Source organism: Bacteroidia bacterium (assembly GCA_016218155.1).
Lineage (GTDB): Bacteria > Bacteroidota > Bacteroidia > Bacteroidales > GWA2-32-17 > GWA2-32-17.
The window spans coordinates 1-19,887 of the sequence record JACREQ010000049.1 but is presented as its reverse complement, the minus strand read 5'-3'; the positions used below and the strand labels follow the sequence as shown (position 1 = coordinate 19,887).

The window sequence follows — 19,887 nt, the reverse complement described above, 5'->3', positions numbered from 1 at the left end:
GAATTATGAATATCACAGAAATTTCAATCAAACGTCCATCGCTGATTATAGTGCTTTTTGGCGTATTTATCTTATTGGGAATAATTGGTTATAAAAATCTGGGGTATGAACTATTACCTGACTTTAACCAACCGGTAGTTGTAATAAAAACAATGTATCCGGGAGCCGAGCCAAATGAAGTAGAAACCTCTGTTTCCCGAAAAATAGAGGATGCATTATCAAACCTAGAAGGGGTCGATTATTTGGAAACTAAGTCAATGCCCAATGCCTCCATAATTATTGCCAACCTAAAGTATGGAACGAATTTGAATAATGCAATGCAAGATGCACAGCGTTATATAGATAATATCAGAAAAGACCTTCCTGCTGATATTTTAAGTCCGGTTATGAGTAAAGTTTCACCCAACGATTTGCCTATCATATCTATCAGCGCTACGAGTAATTTGTCAGAAACCGAATTCTATCAAAAAACGAAAGACGAATATTTGCCGCAAATTCAACAATTGAAAGGAGTGGCAGAAATTACACTCTTGGGTGGCGAAGAAAGAGAGATTCAGGTAAAAGTAGATCAGGATAAATTAAAACTTTATAAAATTTCACTTTATCAGGTTGTAGATGCTATTAATCGCTCGGGTATTGATTTACCTGCTGGTAAAGTGCAAACCGATAAAGAAAAGAATTCTGTTCGTTTAACTGGTAAATTTGTAACCATAAATGATATAATGAACGTACAGGTAGCAACACCTGCACCAGGCAGTCCAGTTTATGTAAAAAATGTAGCAGCAGTTATCGATGGTGTTAAGGAAATAAGTTCTGTAAGTCGTTACAATGGTGTAAACGGAATTGGTCTTTTGTTAAAAAAGCAAGGTGATGCCAATGCAGTAGAAGTCTCAAAATTAGTTCACAAAAAACTTAAACAAATTGAAAGTGCAAACGCAAAATACAAAGTAAAATTTGATATTGCCGATGATTCAACCGACAAAACTATTGCAGCTGTAAATTCAGTAGTAGATGATTTGATTTTAGCGGTTGTTTTAGTTTCACTAGTTATGCTTTTGTTTCTAAGAAGTTACAGAAACTCCTTAATCGTATTAATTTCAATTCCAACTTCATTAGTTACTGCCTTTGCTGCAATGTGGTTGTTCGGGTTCACGTTAAACTTAATGACTTTGCTTGCCATGTCTTTAATTATAGGAATCTTGGTTGATGATGCCATTGTGGTTTTAGAAAATATTCAAAGGCATTTGGATATGGGTAAAGAAAAACGAACTGCGGCTATGGATGGTCGAATGGAAATCGGATTTTCGGCATTATCAATAACCTTAGTTGATGTGGTTGTGTTTTTACCTATACTGTTTTTACAAGTATTTGTAGCAGACATGCTCAAACAATTTTCGATTGTAGTTATAACTTCTACGCTTACCAGCTTATTGGTGGGCTTTACTTTAGTGCCATGGTTGGCTTCCCGTATAGGAAAAAAAGAAGATTTACGACCTACCAACTTTTTGAATCGTTTCCTTCTTTGGTTTGAAAGTCAATTAAAAAAATTCATTGAGTGGTATGGCCGACAATTAGAATGGGTGCTTAGTCATAAATTGATATTTACCGGAATAGTATTATTTCTATTGGTAATGACTGTTGTTATGTTGAAACAAGGTATTATAGGCAAAGAAATGATGTCAACTGGCGATCAGGGTAAGTTTCGTTTAAATCTGGAATATGATAAAACAACGACCGTTCAAGAGAACAATGTTAAAACTCAAAAAATAGAAAATTTTATTCTTCAACAACCTGAAGTGTCAACACTTTTCAGCAATATTGCAGGTCCTAGCACGGGCATTGGCAGTTTAGGAGTTGGTTCAGCAAATTTATCAGAATTCACTATTCAGTTAAAACCTAATGAGGAAAGAAGCATAAATACTGAAGAGTATATGAAATTGCTTCGTGAAGAACTAAAAAATCAGTTTCCCGGAATTAATTTCTCAATGGCGGTTTTAGGATTATTACCAAAATCTTCACCAATCAAAATAACTTTAAGTGGAAGTGATATTGATTTAATTATGAAAACAGGGAATGAGTTGAAATCAATTATCGAAAATATTCCTGGTGCAGATAATGTTCAACTATCAGTAGAGGAAGGAAGTCCTGAGTATAAGGTTATTCCTAATAAAGATAAAATGCAGCGATTAGGATTAACTACTGCTTATGTTGGGCTAAATTTAAGAACTGCTTTTACAGGGAATGAAGATGCTACACTGACTGAAAATGGAACAGAATATCCGGTTAGAATATGGTTAGATGACTTTGATAGAAAAAATTACGAAGATGTGCAACGTCTTTCAATAGTAAACCCGATGAACGTACCCATTGAAGTATCTCAATTTGCAGAAGTCAAACAAGATGATTCGCCTTCATTACTTGAAAGATTAGATAGACAATCATCAGTAACATTGACCTCAGAATCGTTTGGCAGGCCATCGGGAACTCTGGCTGGTGATGTAACAAGCTTTCTAAAATCCAAGCCATTGCCAGAAGGTGTTAAATTAACTTGGGGAGGAGATATCAAATCACAAAATGAAAGTTTTGGAGCTTTGGGTTCGGTTCTTTTGATTTCATTTATTCTGATTTACCTTATTATGGTAGCTCTTTATGATAACTATATTTATCCTTTTGTTGCTTTATTTGCTATACCGATGGCAGCAATTGGAGCATTTCTGGCGTTAAATTTATCATTAAACCATTTAACATTATTTGCGCAACTCGGATTAATAATGCTCATGGGTTTAGTAACAAAGAACTCAATATTGATTGTGGACTTTACTAATCAACTAAAAGCCCAAGGTAAACATTATAAAGAAGCATTAATTATTGCAGGCAAAGAACGTATGCGACCAATATTAATGACAACTCTGGCAATGGCTATAGGGATGTTGCCAATTGCATTAGCTAAAGGCACCGCCAGTGAATGGAAAAATGGGCTTGCCTGGGTTATTATTGGTGGTTTGTTATCATCTATGATATTAACTGTATATCTAGTACCTATGATTTATTATGTTGTTGATACTATTAAAGAAAAATTAGCAAAAAGGAAGGAAAAAGTAAAATGAAAAGCGTAATAAAACTCGTTCCATTGATTTTTGTTCTTATTCTATTTTCTTCATTAAGCAGTTCAAACGAAGAAACTTGTTCATTAACAATTGAAGTAAAGAATCTTAGAAATTCAATAGGATTTGTTCAGTTTGCATTATATAATAAAGATGGTACTATTCCTGATGAAGATTATAATAAATTTTACAAAATTGCTATATCAAAGATTGTAAATGGCTCATCAGAAGTCACTTTCAATAATTTGCCACGAGGGAAATACGCAGTAAATATATTGCATGATGAAAATAAAAATAATAAAATAGATAAAGGATTAATCTTGCCTAAAGAAGGAATTGGTTTTTCTAATATTCAATCTATTGGATTTTCTAATAGACCTTCATTTACTAAAGCATCATTTAATTTATTAACTGACACTAAGATTAAAGTAAAAGTAATATATATGTAACGTATAATTATTTCTTAACTAAAAAATGAAATGCTATGGAAAATAATGAGAAAGGTACGGATGATAAGATATTAGACGCTGCATACGATATCTTTCTTTTGTATGGGTATCATGGAACTACACTACAACAAATTGCAACTATAGCTGATACAAATAAAGCATCTATTCATTACTATTTTCGTTCAAAAGAAAGATTGTATATATACATTGTTAGAAGAGTTCTTGACAATGTTTTTAATGATAAGTTTAATATTAATTTAATTCCAGAAAGATTAGAAAAACCAACTTGGTTTCTTTATACTGAGCTTTACAATAATAGTAGCTTATTTGAAAAAGTTTTACAGGAGCTAAGTCCTATAGATTGGAGTGAAAATTTAAATGATATAAAGAAGTGGCTTGAATCTTCTTCATTCCAACTCAATAGTTCAATAAATAATATAAAAACTTACGATAATGATTTAAAGAAATAAAATAGTTTTTATGTAACATAAGTAGCAGTAGGTGAAATTATATTGTTATATGTTTGCATAAAAATATTTTAATATTATAGAATCAAAATTTGATTATTTCAGAAAAAATAAATAAATGAAACAAATTCTAATAATTACATTCAGCTTTCTTTTTATTTCTCATATAGTAAATGCTCAAACAAAATATACCATTAGCGGTTTTGCAAGAGATGCAAAAACTGGTGAAGAATTAATAGGTGCATCTATATTAATTAAGGAAATACCAACAGTAGGAACAACAACTAATGCATATGGTTTTTATTCTATTTCTATTCCCGAGGGAAACTATAATATTATTTTGCAATTTATAGGATATGATCTTCAAAATAAGCAAATAAAGTTATCTAGTAACACTGTACAAAATTTCACGCTTTCCGAAAAAGCTACTAAATTAGAGGAGATTGTTGTTGCTGCTGAAAAGAAAGATGAGAATATAACCAAAAATCTGATGAGTGTTGAGAAAATAAATATTCAAGAAATTAAGAATATTCCCGTTATTTTTGGTGAAAAAGATATTTTAAAAACAATTCAATTGTTACCTGGAGTTAAATCTGCAGGAGAAGGGAATAGTGGATTTTATATACGAGGTGGAGCAGCAGATCAAAACTTAATATTGCTTGATGAAGCTATTGTTTATAATGCTTCTCATCTTTTAGGATTTTTCTCTGTATTTAATGCTGATGCCATTAAAGATGTAACACTTTACAAAGGTGGACAACCCGCAGAATATGGAGGTCGATTGTCATCTGTTCTCGACATTAAAACAAAAGATGGAAACGATAAAGAATATGGAGTAGAAGGTGGTTTAGGGTTAATTTCATCGAGATTAAAAATTGATGGACCTATTGTTAAGGATAAAGGCTCATTTACAATTAATGGTAGAAGATCATATGCCGATTTATTTCTTAAATTAGCAAAAGATAGCGCTATGAGGGAACGAAAGCTCTATTTTTATGATTTTAATGCAAAAGTAAATTACCGTATAGATGATAAAAACAGGATTTTTCTTTCTGGTTATTTTGGTAAAGATATTCTTGGATTTGGCGACCAAATGGGTATCGACTGGGGAAATAAAACCGGCACATTAAGATGGAACCATGTTATTAATAGTAAACTATTTTCAAATACATCACTTATTTTTAGTAATTACGATTACAATATAAATACTCGACTTGCAGGAACTGATGGAGAAATAGTTTCCAGAATTCAGGATTATAACATAAAGCAGGATTTTCAATATTTTTCAAATACAAAGAGTAAATTCAAATTTGGACTTAATTCCATTTATCATAAAATTATTCCAGGTGCAATCATAACAAAAAGTGATTCTTCAATATCTGAGCTTAATTTAAAGCATAAACAAGCTTTAGAAAATGCAATCTATTTTACTCATGAATTTAAGCCTTCAGGTATTTTTAGTTTTGAGTATGGTATTCGCTTTACTTCATTTAGTACGTTAGGTGCTGGTGATTTCTACACTTATAATTCATTAGGAGAAACAGTTGATACTACTTCATACAAGAAAGGTGAATTTGTAACAACATACTTTAATATTGAGCCTCGTTTTTCTGCAAATCTTATATTAAACGAGAAAAGCTCAATTAAGGCTGCCTATGGAAGAAATACTCAAAATCTTCACCTTCTGTCAAACTCAACATCTGGTAACCCAACAGATTTATGGATTCCTAGTAGTAATAATGTAAAACCAGAAATTGCCGATCAAATTTCAATGGGTTATTTTAGAAACTTTAAAAATAATACGTTTGAATTTTCAACAGAAGTATATTACAAATATCTTCAAAACCAAATTGACTATAAAGATGGAGCAGAGCTTAGGTTTAACGAAAACGCAGAATCACAATTACTTTTTGGTACTGGTAGAGCATACGGAATAGAGCTTTTTCTAAAAAAGAAATACGGACGTTTAAACGGATGGGTAGGATATACTTTTGCTAAAACTGAAAAGAAAATTGCAGGAATAAATAAAGGGGAATATTACCCTGCAAAACAAGATAGAACACACGATATTTCCATTGTAGGAATTTATGAGCTTTCAAAAAAATTAACAATATCTGCAACATGGGTATTTTATACTGGTAATGCTGTTACGTTTCCAAGCGGTAAGTATGAGGTCGCCGGTCAGTTAGTTAATTATTATACTGAACGAAATGGTTACCGTATGCCAACATATCATCGCCTAGATTTAGGCTTAACATGGCAAAGGAAAAAAACAGAAAAATTTGAATCGAGTTGGAACTTTTCACTTTATAATGCTTATGGACGTGAAAATGCATATACTATAACATTCCAGGAAGATCCAAATGATCCTACAAAAACACAAGCTGTTCAAACAACATTATTCCGTTGGGTTCCTTCTGTAACATATAACTTTAAATTCTAACATAATGAAAAATAATATATTTAAATATAAGTCTACTTTAATAGGTTTTTTAAGCTTATTAATAGTTGTTTTAGTAATTTCTTCATGTGAAAAGGTTGTAAATATTGATCTTAACTCTAAAGATCCTCAAATTGTTATTGAAGGAATTATAACTGACCAACCGGGATCATATACCATTAAATTAACTAATACTGCGAATTTTGATGAATTAAATAATTTCCCTTCAGTTTCAAGTGCCTCAGTTATAATAAGTGATAATGCAGGTAATTCAGAAACACTTACTGAAACCTCTGCTGGCATTTATACAACTTCAACAATACAAGGAACCATAGGTAGAACTTATACTCTTAAAGTAACGGCAAATGGTAAAGAATATTCAGCAGTTTCAAAAATGCCATCTTCGGTAAATATTGATACACTTAATATTGTTACCGAACAGTCACCCAGAGGAAGTAGTAAAACAATTTACGTTAATTTTGTAGATCCTATTGGAACTGATAATTATTACCGATTCATAAAAATAATAAATGGCGTTACTCAAAAATCGATTTATGTAGAAGATGATCTTTTAAAAGATGGAGAAGCTATAAATCAGCCATTATTTGCACGTGGGCAAGACGAAACTAAACTTAAACCTGGTTATACTGTAACTATTGAATTACAATCTATAGACAAAGATGTTTATGATTATTTTAGAACACTTCTTCAATTAAGTAGTAGTGGATTAATAAATCAATCAGCATCACCTGCAAATCCTTTATCAAATATAAGCAATGGAGCACTTGGATATTTTAATGCTTGTGCAGTAACTTCTAAAACTATTATAGTTCAATAAAGATTACCTTAATTTGAATGAATTCAGAGATACATTAATGTTGAGAAAGGTCGGATTTTAATAGTCCTGCTTCTGTGAAACTCTCACCAAATGTCATACACATTGTTTAATAAATTAATTATCTCAATTCGAAAGGGCTATTAAGAGTTTTGAAGGTATTGGCATGAAGAACATATAATGTTTAATCTCTCATTGTTCGAGAGTTTAAATGTTTATTATTTTCAAAAACATAAACTTTTTTATTTAAATAACTTCTATTATTCCATAGTGAATTTACTTGGTTATGTTTTTTTGAGTTATATTTTGTATTTTTGATTTTTATGAAATAAAGCATGTTAGATAAAAAAAGCTTATCAGAAAGAGATATTTGTACTAAGTTTATTACCCCTGCGGTTGAAAAAGCCGGATGGAATAAATTATCTCAATTATTAGAAGAAGTTTCTTTTACTGATGGTAAAATCTATGTTCGTGGTAAACTTACAGCTAGAGGTGAAAGAAAACGTGCTGATTACATTTTATATTACAAGCCCAATATTCCGGTTGCAATAATTGAAGCAAAAGATAATAAGCATTCAGTAAGAGCCGGAATTCAACAGGCATTGGATTATGCTAAAATACTTGACATTCCTTGTGTATTCAGTAGCAATGGTGATGGTTTTCTATTTCATGATAGGACTGCTACAGATTCAAATATCGAAACCGAATTAAATATTGATAGTTTTCCAACACCAGAGCAACTTTGGGAGAAATACAAAAAATATAAAGGGATTGTAACAAATGAAGCTGAAAAAATCGCAGCTCAGGATTATTATTTTGATGGAAGTGGAAGAAAACCCAGATATTATCAGCAAATTGCCATAAATAGAACGGTTGAAGCAATTGCAAGTGGACAAAATAGAATCTTACTGGTAATGGCTACCGGAACCGGAAAAACATATACTGCGTTTCAGATAATTCACAGACTTTGGAAAAGCGGAGCTAAAAAACGCATTTTGTTTTTAGCTGATAGAAACGCATTGATTGACCAAACTAAACGTGGAGACTTCAAGTATTTTAAAGATAAAATGACTGTGGTAAAACACAGGCAGATTGATAAAAGCTATGAAATTTACCTCGCATTATATCAGGGTTTATCTGGGCCGGAAGATGAAGCAAATGTTTATAAGCAATTCACACCGGACTTTTTTGATTTAATTGTTATAGATGAGTGCCACAGGGGAAGTGCAAAAGATGATAGTGCCTGGAGAGAAATCTTAACATATTTCAAAAATGCTACGCATATTGGTTTGACTGCAACTCCAAGAGAAACTAAAGAGACAAGTAATACCGAATATTTTGGTGACCCAGTTTACACTTATTCATTAAAACAAGGTATTGATGATGGTTTCCTTGCTCCTTACAGAGTGATTAGAATTGCTTTGAATGTTGATGCAGAAGGATGGCGACCGGAACAGGGAAAAACAGATAAGGATGGTAATATTATTGAAGACCGTATATATAACCGTAAAGATTTTGATCGTAGTTTGGTAATTGATGAAAGAACCGAAACAGTTGCGAAAAAAGTAACTGAATTTTTAAAAGGTTATGACAGGTTTGCAAAAACTATCATCTTTTGTGTTGATATAGATCATGCCGAACGAATGAGAACTGCTATTTCCAAACATAATGCAGATTTAGTTGCTGAAAACTATAAATATGTAATGCAAATTACTGGTGATAATGACGAAGGCAAAAGAGAACTTGACAATTTTACCAGTCCCGAAGAGAAATATCCGGTTATTGCAACAACTTCTGAATTAATGACCACCGGTATTGATGCCCAAACATGCAAAGTAATTGTCTTGGATGCAAATATTAATTCCATGACTAAATTCAAGCAGATTATAGGTCGTGGTACAAGAATTAATGAAGAATTTGGAAAAATGTATTTTACCATTTTGGATTTTAGAAATGCTACGGATTTGTTTGCAGATAAAGATTTCGATGGTGATCCAATACGAGTAAAACCGGTTTCGGAAAAAGAAGATTTATCATTAGTCGTTATAGAGGAAGAAGAAAACACAATAAAAGTTTTAGATGAAGTTACCGGAGAAGAAATACAGTTTGAAAAAGTAAAAATACGTTATCCTGATGGCTCACAATTATCAGGTAATTGGGTTACAAACGAGCCAAAACAACCCAGAGAAAAAATTTATGTGAACGGTGTTGATGTTACAGTTTTGGTTAGTCGTGAAATGTATTTCGATCAGCATGGAAAACCTATAACAACAAACCTTAAAGACCACACTAAAGAAATTATAAAAGCAAAATTTGCTTCGTTAAATGATTTCTTGAACAAATGGAATGAAACAGATCGCAAAGAAGTTATAATAGAAGAGTTGCAACAACAAGGTGTTTTAGTTGAAGCATTATATGAAGCAGTAAATAAAAAAGTAGATTTATTTGATTTGATTTGCCATGTAGCTTTTGATCAACCACCATTGACAAGAAAAGAACGTGCTAACAATGTGAAAAAGCGAGACTATTTTACTAAATATGGTGAGCAATCTCGTAAAGTTTTAGAAGCTTTGCTTGATAAATATGCCGATGAAGGCATAGATAATATTGAGAGTATTGAAGTCTTACGTGTAAAACCATTTGATGAATTTGGTTCGCCAGTTGAAATTATTAACGAGTTTGGAAGTAAAGAAAAATATTTGTTGGCTGTAAAAGAATTAGAAAACGAATTATATAAAACTGCATAATAATTATACTATTAAGTATTATACCTTTTGGTATAATTGGCAAAAAAAAATAGAAACGAAATAGAAAATTTGATTTATTTACACTATGTATTATTAAATCAATTAATTAAATCGCTAAAGAAATAAAAAAGAAAATGAGCAACATAGGTGGAATAATAAAGAGTATCCAAAATATAATGTGGCAGGATACAGGACTGAATGGCGATGCACAGCGTATTGAACAATTGGGATGGATGCTTTTCTTGAAAATATTTTCTGATAAGGATAAAGAATTAGAATTGTTGGACGATAAATACAAATCTCCTATTCCTGATAAATACCATTGGGTAAAAGAGAAAGGTAACTGGGCAGGTGATGATGAAGGAATGACAGGTGATGAGCTTTTAGAATTTGTAGATAGGCAACTGTTCCCTGCTTTGCGAAATCTGGATTTAAGCACTGGCAACCAACGTGCAGTTATTGTTCGTGAAGTTTTTGAAGGCAATAATAACTACATGAAAAGCGGTATTAACATCCGCAAAGTATTGAATAAACTTAACGAAATTGATTTTAATATTGCCAAAGACCGCCATGCTTTTGGTGAGTTGTACGAAACCATTTTAAAAGAATTGCAAAGTGCAGGTAAAAGTGGCGAATTTTACACACCCAGAGCAATAACACAATTCATAACAGATATTATTGACCCGAAATTAGGTGAGAAAATACTTGATCCTGCATGTGGAACCGGTGGTTATTTAACTTGTGCCATTGAGCATTTAAAAACACAAGCTAAAAATGTAGAGGACAGAAAAAGCATTGAACAAAATATTATTGGTTGGGAATACAAACCTTTACCTTATTTATTAGCAACAACCAACTTAATATTGCACGATATTGAAGTACCCAATATTACTTTTCGTGATTCATTAGACCAACCTTTAAGCAATTTTACAGAAAAACACCGTGTAAATGTTATTCTTGCAAACCCTCCATTTGGTGGTATTGTAGCCAATAACAATGAAACCAATTTTCCCCAAACATTTCGCACAAAAGAAAGTGCCGACTTGTTTTTAATATTGATGATACACTTGCTAAAACAAGGTGGAAGAGCAGGTATTGTTTTACCAGATGGTAGTTTAACAGGTGAGGGTGTTAAACAACGTGTAAGGCAAAAACTATTAGAAGAATGTAATTTACATACTATTATTCGCTTACCAAATTCAGTTTTCCAACCTTATGCAACTGTAGCGACAAATCTATTGTTTTTTGAAAAAGGAAAAGCTACAAAAGATATTTGGTATTACGAACATCGCTTACCAGATGGTGCAAAAGCTTATAACAAAACAAAACCTATACAGGCAAAAGAATTTGATCCAATAAAAAAATGGTGGAATAAAAGGGTTGAAAGTGATCTCTGTTGGAAGGTAAATATCAAAACAATTATTGAAAGAGGTTATGATTTAGATATAAAAAATCCTACAAAAAGAGAGGAAGAACAAGAATATGGCAGTGCCGATTTAGTAAAAATGCTTGAACAATCATTTGCTAAAAGTAACCAACTATTAAACCATATTAAAGAAGCGGTAAAATGAGTTGGAAGAAGGTGAAATTAGGTGATATTTGTACAATTAAGAAAGGTGCAGTTGGCATTCAGAAGGCTATTCCAGGTGAATATCCTATGGTTGTTACCGGTGAAGAAAGAAAATCGCATAATGAATTTCAATTTGATGATGAAGCGGTACTTATTCCTTTAGTTTCAGGAACAGGGCATGGGCATGCAAGTATAAAAAGAATACATTTTCAGAAAGGGAAATTTGCATTAGGTTCTATTCTTTGTGCCGTAATTCCAAAAAACAAAGAACAAGTAAGTGCAGAATATCTTTATCGTTTTCTTGATTTAAACAAAGAAGATGAATTAGTAGCAAGAATGAAAGGTATGGCAAATGTTACTTTACCTATAAAAGAAATTGCCCAAATAGAAATACCGTTACCTACATTAAAAGAGCAAAAAGAGTTTGTTGAAAAATATAAAGATTTAGAAATTAAAAGCGATTTGCTTTCAACCGAAGTTAATCACCAACTCTCCTTAGTATATAAACTTCGCAAGCAATTATTACTAGACGCAATACAAGGCAATTTAGTAGAACAAAATGCAAAAGAAGAGCCTGCAAGCGAATTGCTTAAAAGAATTAAAGCTGAAATAATCAAATTAATAAAAGAAGGAAAACTAAAAAAAGAAACAGAATTACCACCAATTAAACTAGAAGAAATTCCTTTTGAAATTCCTGAAAATTGGGTTTGGTGTAGAATAGGAGATATATCACAGCATAATTCTGGTAAAACTTTGGATAGTGGCAGAAATAAAGGGCAATCAAGAGAATGTATTACTACTTCAAATTTATACTGGGGATATTTTGAACTTGATAATTTAAAACAAATATTAATTGAAGAAAGTGAATTAGAAAGGTGTACTGCAATCAAAGGAGATTTATTGATTTGTGAAGGAGGTGAAGCTGGACGTTCTGCAATTTGGAACTCCGATTCAGTAATTTGTTTCCAAAATCATATTCATAGAGTAAGACTATATGGTAAGATTAGCTCAAATTGTATTTACTGGTATTTTCTTTATTTGAATCTAAGTGGGGAAATAAATAAGTATAGAAAAGGAATGGGTATAAGTAATTTATCTGGCAAGTCATTATCATCTATTCCTATTCCCCTTCCACCGCTATCAGAACAACACCGCATCGTTCAAAAATTAGAACAACTTATGCAAACTTGTAATGAGTTAGAAGAAAGCATAAAACAAAGTGCATTGCAAAACGAAAAATTGTTGCAGCAGGTGTTAAGGGAGTCTTTAAAGAAAGAGGAGGTGGTAAATGTTGTATAATGTTTATTATAGTAAACAAGTTAACGGAATTGGTAATTACCTCCTTGGAATGAGTATGGAAAATCTCGAAAATTTCATTGACTATTATAACAATGGAGTTGGTGAATTTTTATTCAAAGGCAAAACCTATAATACAAATAACCTCAAGGTTGTTAACGTATATGATTGTTCTAAATTTGATTTTGAAAAGGCAAATGCTATAGAAGAGTTAGAACATCGAATGAAATTAAACGATTTTTGGAAAACCGGAGAAACGTTAAAAGAATATGGTAAAGATCTAACTGAAGAATATATTAAAGGTGTTTGGGGATTTAGGAAAAATGTAAATCCGGTTGAAAATAAGCCATTAATAAAAAATAAAAAAGCACAACAGGAACTCTTTATAAGTTATTCCGACTTTGATAAAGATAAAGTTCATTTAATTGTAAATGAACTTGAAGGTAATTTCAATTTTAAGCCAATTGTTATTGCGTCAAATAGAGAGGCTCTAAAGCCATTAGCAGCAAAAGTTGCAGAAGGCATTATTCAAGCTGATATTATTATTCCAATACTTACAGAAAAATCAGTTTCCACCCAATGGATTAATCAAGAAATAGGCTATGCCACTGCATTAAATAAAAAAATAATGCCTATAGTGGAAAGAGATATTATTGATAAGTTAAAAGGATTTATTCATAAACAAATTGACTTACCATATAATTATAGCTCGAACTTAAATAAGTCAATAGAAAACGAGGAATTTATAGGGCAATTTAGGGATTTATTATTCGATTTAGGGAATAAAAATTTACCAATAAAACTTAATGAAGTTGTTGTAATAAAGTCTGAATTAGAAAAGAAAATTGAAATATTAGATGGTGTAGAGGCGAAAATAAAATTTAATAAAGAGAAAAATGCCTTTTTAAATTCTCCATTGGGATTAGATTCTGCAAAAGAAGAAATGGCTAAAATGTTTACGGATATTTTGGAGAAAGCTAAAGTGCTTGACACGAAAAGACTGGGTTCGGGATATGAAAGAAACGATTATAATCCAGTATTTGTGTTTAGGTGTTTTGGTTTAAGTTTTAGCCTTATTTGGTTTCAAAAATATGAAGAAACATGTGAAGGGTCATTTTTAAATATTAATAAATGGAATGGGACATATTATTATAATAACGAATATGTATCAATAGAGAAAGAAGATCCAATTAGTATTGCAAATATCAATTACGTTTTTGACCGAAACGTAAACAATGAACTTTGTTGGTTTAATCAAAAAGATAAAAATCAGTACACTTCTATTCAGATTGTTGATGATTGTCTTAGTTGGTTAATAGAAGAAATAGCAAAAAAAAGATTAGAGCATAATTGATCATGAAATTAAGTACTTTAACTGTGTGAAATTGTGAGAAATAAAAATATTTATATTAAAAATTTATAAAAGTATAGTTATAACTAAACTATTATGTCTAAATTTGCGTTAAATGAAATAAAAGAGATTCAGGGAAAGATTAAAGTTTTCAAGCTATCTATTAATGATAAGTGCGAATTTGATGAGTTTGAAGAATTAATTAAAAAAGAAGGGAACTTGAATACAGAGTTATATACCATACAAGCAAGATTGCAGGAAATGGCTGATTTAAAATCTTTACCATTTACAAAATTTAAAGATATTACACCTAAGAAGGAAATAAATAAGGAATATGAAATAAAAACAGCGAATTTAAGAGTTTATCTTTTTCACGATAAAACGTCCGGAAGGATTATTGTTTGTGCAGGAAAAAAAGGAACTCAACCAAAAGATATTAAGCATTTCAGAAAAATAAAGAAAGAATATTTTAACAACTAAAGCAATGTTAAAAAGAGAAGAATTACTTAAAACACCTGAATACTGGTTTGAAACAATTCAGAACGAAATTTTCAGACAGGTTTCTGAATATTTAGAAAGTAATGAAGAAATGAATCAAACCAAACTTGCAGAAAAGTTAGGTGTAACTAAAGGCTACGTTTCACAGGTAATGAATGGTAATTTCAATTATACCTTAAAAAAACTAATTGAACTTTCATTAGCTGTAAACAAAGCACCAGTAATTGCATTTCAGGACTTGAATGAATTTGTAAGAGAAGATCAAATTCATAGATTTAATATGCAATATGGTCTTATGTCAGGTTTATCTTATATGAAGGGTAGTACCGAAATAAAAGAAAGAACTGCTTCAACAAAATTTATTCTTCCATATAACAAATTTTCAGTTTCCGCTTCATAAAAATAAAAAAATGAAACCTAAAGAAATACTGGTAGGAATAACAAAGATTAAAGATGTTGAATTTTTTATTGATGAACAGGTTGATTTAAATGATTCGACACAGATTACTCTTGGTTTTGAGTTGAAAACAAATATTAACCCTATTGAAAATACTGTAGAACTACTTTTAGCTGCAATATATTCACTTCAGAGTGAAAATAAAGTTATAATGAAAATAAGAACATCAAATATTTTCCTTATCCCTGAATTAGCTACTTTAAAAAAAGAGGAGAATGTGTTTGATATTCCCGATGATATTTTAACAACGATGTTAAGTTTATCAATTACTCATACTCGAGCTCTTTTAGCAAAGAATGCAGTTGGTACTAAGTTCGCAGACCTTATTTTGCCTATTGTTAATCCAACTGATATGTTTAAACAATTATTTGCAAAGAAATAACATTACTAATTGTTATTTTAATAAACAAAATAATGGAACGAATGAGTAAAATAGCAATTACGATTGGAATAATTACATTTCTTATAATTTTGGTAGTATTATATTTAGTAATAGAAAACATTATTGAATGTTATGGATTTCAAGATGGTTATACGTTTTCAGGTATTCTTAATGGTGGTACAGCTCCAATTTTAGGTTTATTGAGTTGTTTTTTACTTTTTATTTCATTTTATATTCAATATCAGGCGAATCAAATTCAAAGAAAGGAACTTAAATATGATAGGTTCAATAATCAAGTCTCAAATGAATTATCTGAAATCAAAAGACAGTATGATTTTAATATTAAATATGACGGTCTTAATGCTACTGAAGCTATAGATGCATATTTATATAAAGTTTCACTATTTCATACTCATTATGAAGAAAGAACACATGATTTTGTCGAATTAAGTGATTTATATATAGAGTCTGAGAATTTAGATAAAATACAATTAAACTATTATATAAAAGAGTTAACTCAAACAGTTATAAATCTATATTATTTCATCAATAATAATAAGGATTTTGATATTGAAACAAATAAGAGATTGAATAGAATGTTACTTTTGTTATGGTTGAGTAGGTTTGAAAAGGTAAATCACGTATTAGTTTATGAATTATTTAAGAGAAGAGCAATTAATCCTCAATATTTTCCATACGTGCAAGGAGTTTTAAAAGATTTTGATAAAATGTCTGAATTATTCACTCCATTAAAGGATGAACTTTTGATATAATTTTTGAGAAATAGCTGTTTTTCCCAGTTGATTTTTATATTTTGTACATCAACTGTACACCAAAACAACCAAATATTAACCAAAAAACACTCAGAATTTTATATTTAGTGCCTGAAAAATTGAGTTTTGAACATTAATTTTATTCAAAAAATACTCATATAAGAAAAAGGCTGGCAAAAAAGCCAACCTAAGTCTATTTAATTATAAGATATTATGTTTTTTTTTAAGAAATACAGGTTCTATCAAAAGAATACTTCTCTCTGATTTTATTCATATCAAAACCTACCTTTTTATCAAGCAACTTTGCATAATTCTGTGTCATACTAATAGAGCTATGCCCAAGCATTTTCGATACACTTTCTATAGGAATATCATTATTTAATGTGACCGTTGTTGCGAAAGTATGCCTGGCTACATGACAAGTAATGTTCTTTGTTATTCCACAAATATCTGCAATCTCTTTCAAATAAGCGTTCAATTTCTGATTTGAGAGCACAGGCAAAAGCACATTATGCTTTAAGCAATAATCGTGATTTTTATATTTGTCTAAAATATTTCTAACAATTGGAAGTATTGGTACATGTGATAACATATCCGTTTTTTGTCTTCTTGCATGAATCCATTCTTGCCCGTTTTCTTCCTTTACAAGGTTATCTATTGTTAAAAGTTTTAAATCAGAATATGCATAACCGGTAAAACATGCAAAAAGAAAAACATCTGCCACTTGTTGCAGTCTTTCAAATTTAAAATTCTTTCCGTTTATTGTATTAAGTTCTTCTTCCGAAAGAAATTCTGTATTCACTGTCTTTAACTTCAGTTTAATGTAAACAAATGGATCTTGCTTTATCCACCCATTTGCAAAACAAAGTTTAACGATTTTTCTTATATTTCTTAAATATCTAACAGTTGTATTGTGACTACAGCTACGTTGAATTTTTAAATACATTTCAAAACCAGTAATAAAATATGGGTCGATTCTGCCTAATGGTAAATCCTTTGTATTATATTTCAAATTTATATAATTCCGCAAATGCGAAACGCATGTTTGGTATCGCTGATGTGTGGCTGGTGCAAAATCTCTTCCAATAAGTTTTTTAACAAGTGTATTATGTTCTTCAAAAATCGCAATAAATTTTTTCTCTTCAGGTTGTATTCCCAGAATTGCATTTTTTAATCCAACGGCTGTAATTTCATATCCTTTTTTATTCATGAAATTGAAATGATATTTGATTTGTTCACTAAGTTTGAGAATTTCACCGTTAATTTCTTTTGCTAATTCAGAATTTCCGATTATTTCTTTCGTTTTGACATCCCAAAGATCCGGTTTTACAGATTTTAAAATTCCAAAGTCGACTTTTTGCCAACCAATTCTAATTTTCACATGGATGGGAGCTTCTCCATTTTTTAAAAGTTTTGTTCTCTTGATATAAAACAAGAAATTCAATTTAGGTTTTGTACTCATTTCACATAATTATTTAAGTTAATACTAAAAACCGCAGCTTTTGCTGCTTGAACAATTATGCAAAACATTATTTTGAGAATGGACACTTGATAATTTCATTTCAAAAAATTGAAACTTAGCCTCAATTGAACATTGAATTTTAGAAACTGTACATCAAAACATCCGTTTTATGACCAAAAAACACTCAGAATTTTATGTTTTGTACATGAAAATTGGAGTTTCGCACATAAAAATCACTCAAAAAATATCCAAAATAGAAAAATGGCTGGCTAAAATGCCAGCCTAGATGTAATTTGTTATATTTTTAATTGAAATGGTGGTTTTTGTTCTTCTGTAGTCTCATTTTTCTTTTTTTCTACTTCAGTATGTTGTTCTGTAAAGGAAATTAATTTCTCGGCAATTATTTTTTTGCCTTGTTCGTCCATTTGATTAATCATATTAACCAATCCATCCATTTCTTTTGGCAGTTTTGGCTTGTTATCTTTTTTGGAAAGTAGATATGCTCCTAATAATGTAAAGCCACCAATAATTAAGGGTAAATTGTCTTTTATATGATCCCAAATGGATTTTGTTTCTTCTTTGTTATTTTTTTCAATAGTTCGTAACAACTTACTTCTATCGTAAGCTTGATCCTTTTCAAGTTGTTTAATCTTTTCATCTTTATGCTTTAATTCTGCATGTAGGAATTTGTTGTCTACCAATGTTTCTGAACCTGCAAGGGCATTTTGATAAACCTTCTCTCTTTCATCAAGTACCTTATTTCTCATATCCATAACTTCCATTCTTTCCTGGTAAATTATTTTCTCAAGTTCTTTTGATTTTCTTTCACGCTCTTTCAATGAATTGTCCCATTTTGCAAGCTTTTCTTCCCAGTTTTTAAGCTGTTTTTCAAGTTTGGAATCGGTTTTATTTGTAGCTACTGAATTGTGTGCACTTTCATGTACATTAAAATGTTCATGTACATTGTTGTCTAGTTTTTCGTTGCAAAAGTCAAGAATAATAGATGCAAGTGAAGGTTTTTTACCTGTGTTAGGTGTGCGATACTCCTGTTCTTCCTGCAATTTATCATATAAATGCTGCGGAACTTCAAGTCGGATTCCAGTTGTTTTTGTCATTTGTTTATATTTTTTATAGTTAAAAACACTTTTGATTTATAAAATGAATTATACTCTGAAAAACCCACCTACTATGACTACTACATAACTACAAATAACAATATAATAGTAAGGTAGTAACCTTGTAGTAAAGAATATTTTTAACCTTACTACATAGAAAGTATTAATAAGTAAATATTTGCAGAGATGTAGTAATGTAGTCATGGTAAAAATGAGATTTTAGAAAGTATGGTTAAATTTTGTATAGTATCCTTTTACCGGATATTTTTCTGTCCGTTTTGAGATTCGAATAAAGCCAAGAATTTTTAAACCTTTTCCTATGTTATTAAGATTAAGTTTTACTCCCGGATATTTTTCTCCAATGTAAGTTAAGAAATCTGTAGCCTGATAAAATACATCATTGTCATCTTTTGTTCCAGGTAGGAAATGTTTTTGAAGAAATTCTATTTCAGGAGTGGTAATTTGATATTGTTGATTCGCTTCGTCATTTACCTTTATCTCATCAGCTGTAAGCTCGTATTTGAAGCCTTGCTTGTAAAGAGTATATGCTTGTCTCCAAATATCATCAACACTCAAATCTTTTTTATAATCCCAGTTTATTCTGCCTGTTAATTCAAAACAAAGCCAACGGACACTTCCGGTTTCATCTGTAAGAAATTCTGCTTTATTGGTTGATCCAAAGAAACTGGCACGTCTTGAAGCTGAAGTAGGACTTTTGTCGTAAGGTCTACGGATTTTAATTGTCTCTTTACTGAACATACTTTTCAAACTATTAATTTCTGCCCTTGATAATGTTGCCAACTCATCCATATTAATTATAAAATTTTCACAAAGTGCAATCAAACTATCTTTGTCAGTTGATATATTTTCTGCCATGTATTGTTGTAATATGTTAGGACAAAGCCAACGAATAAAGGTTGACTTACCGCTGTTTTGTTCTT

At 30.7% G+C, this 19,887-nt stretch carries 16 protein-coding genes; 13 read left to right on the top strand and 3 right to left on the bottom strand.

What is annotated here, in order from left to right; all coding sequences use genetic code 11:
* The first annotated feature begins 5 nt into the window (after window positions 1–5).
* From HY951_09720 to HY951_09660, 13 genes are all read left to right on the top strand, one after another.
* A complete protein-coding gene (locus HY951_09720; protein ID MBI5540323.1) occupies window positions 6–3,107 on the top strand; it encodes an efflux RND transporter permease subunit in 3,102 nt (1,033 codons plus the stop codon).
* Window positions 3,104–3,553, top strand: a complete 450-nt coding sequence (locus HY951_09715; GenBank protein MBI5540322.1) for a DUF2141 domain-containing protein — start codon at window positions 3,104–3,106, stop codon at window positions 3,551–3,553. Before HY951_09720 ends, HY951_09715 begins: the two co-directional genes overlap by 4 nt.
* 35 nt (window positions 3,554–3,588) lie before the next feature.
* Complete coding sequence (locus tag HY951_09710) at window positions 3,589–4,023, top strand: TetR/AcrR family transcriptional regulator (GenBank protein MBI5540321.1); 435 nt, start codon at window positions 3,589–3,591, stop codon at window positions 4,021–4,023.
* A gap of 115 nt (window positions 4,024–4,138) precedes the next feature.
* Window positions 4,139–6,463, top strand: coding sequence for a TonB-dependent receptor (locus HY951_09705; GenBank protein MBI5540320.1), 2,325 nt, complete (start codon window positions 4,139–4,141; stop codon window positions 6,461–6,463).
* Between the two features lie 4 nt (window positions 6,464–6,467).
* On the top strand, window positions 6,468–7,298 hold the full coding sequence (locus HY951_09700) for a DUF4249 domain-containing protein (GenBank protein ID MBI5540319.1): 831 nt from the start codon (window positions 6,468–6,470) through the stop codon (window positions 7,296–7,298).
* A gap of 332 nt (window positions 7,299–7,630) precedes the next feature.
* Complete coding sequence (locus HY951_09695; GenBank protein ID MBI5540318.1) at window positions 7,631–10,042, top strand: DEAD/DEAH box helicase family protein; 2,412 nt, start codon at window positions 7,631–7,633, stop codon at window positions 10,040–10,042.
* Between the two features lie 134 nt (window positions 10,043–10,176).
* Window positions 10,177–11,613, top strand: coding sequence for an N-6 DNA methylase (locus HY951_09690; GenBank protein ID MBI5540317.1), 1,437 nt, complete (start codon window positions 10,177–10,179; stop codon window positions 11,611–11,613).
* Window positions 11,610–12,911, top strand: a complete 1,302-nt coding sequence (locus tag HY951_09685; protein MBI5540316.1) for a restriction endonuclease subunit S — start codon at window positions 11,610–11,612, stop codon at window positions 12,909–12,911. Before HY951_09690 ends, HY951_09685 begins: the two co-directional genes overlap by 4 nt.
* Window positions 12,901–14,262: a toll/interleukin-1 receptor domain-containing protein gene (locus HY951_09680; protein MBI5540315.1), complete on the top strand. Its 1,362-nt coding sequence runs from the start codon at window positions 12,901–12,903 to the stop codon at window positions 14,260–14,262. The genes HY951_09685 and HY951_09680 overlap by 11 nt, the downstream gene beginning before the upstream one ends.
* A 93-nt stretch (window positions 14,263–14,355) precedes the next feature.
* Complete coding sequence (locus tag HY951_09675) at window positions 14,356–14,739, top strand: hypothetical protein (protein MBI5540314.1); 384 nt, start codon at window positions 14,356–14,358, stop codon at window positions 14,737–14,739.
* Between the two features lie 4 nt (window positions 14,740–14,743).
* The gene (locus HY951_09670) at window positions 14,744–15,157 is read left to right on the top strand and encodes a helix-turn-helix transcriptional regulator (GenBank protein ID MBI5540313.1); all 414 of its coding nucleotides are present in this window, start codon (window positions 14,744–14,746) and stop codon (window positions 15,155–15,157) included.
* Window positions 15,158–15,167: 10 nt separating this feature from the next.
* On the top strand, window positions 15,168–15,596 hold the full coding sequence (locus HY951_09665) for a hypothetical protein (protein MBI5540312.1): 429 nt from the start codon (window positions 15,168–15,170) through the stop codon (window positions 15,594–15,596).
* Window positions 15,597–15,637: 41 nt separating this feature from the next.
* Window positions 15,638–16,369 carry a hypothetical protein gene (locus tag HY951_09660; GenBank protein MBI5540311.1) on the top strand — a complete coding sequence of 244 codons (732 nt, stop codon included), beginning with the start codon at window positions 15,638–15,640 and terminating at the stop codon, window positions 16,367–16,369.
* A 223-nt stretch (window positions 16,370–16,592) separates the two neighbouring features.
* Here HY951_09660 and HY951_09655 read toward each other — a convergent pair whose 3' ends face one another.
* The 3 genes from HY951_09655 to HY951_09645 form a co-directional block, all read right to left on the bottom strand.
* The gene (locus tag HY951_09655; protein ID MBI5540310.1) at window positions 16,593–17,831 is read right to left on the bottom strand and encodes a site-specific integrase; all 1,239 of its coding nucleotides are present in this window, start codon (window positions 17,829–17,831) and stop codon (window positions 16,593–16,595) included.
* 296 nt (window positions 17,832–18,127) lie between these two features.
* The gene (locus HY951_09650) at window positions 18,128–18,946 is read right to left on the bottom strand and encodes a hypothetical protein (GenBank protein ID MBI5540309.1); all 819 of its coding nucleotides are present in this window, start codon (window positions 18,944–18,946) and stop codon (window positions 18,128–18,130) included.
* A 219-nt stretch (window positions 18,947–19,165) separates the two neighbouring features.
* A partial coding sequence (locus HY951_09645) for a virulence protein E (protein ID MBI5540308.1) occupies window positions 19,166–19,887 on the bottom strand: 722 nt, incomplete at its 5' end.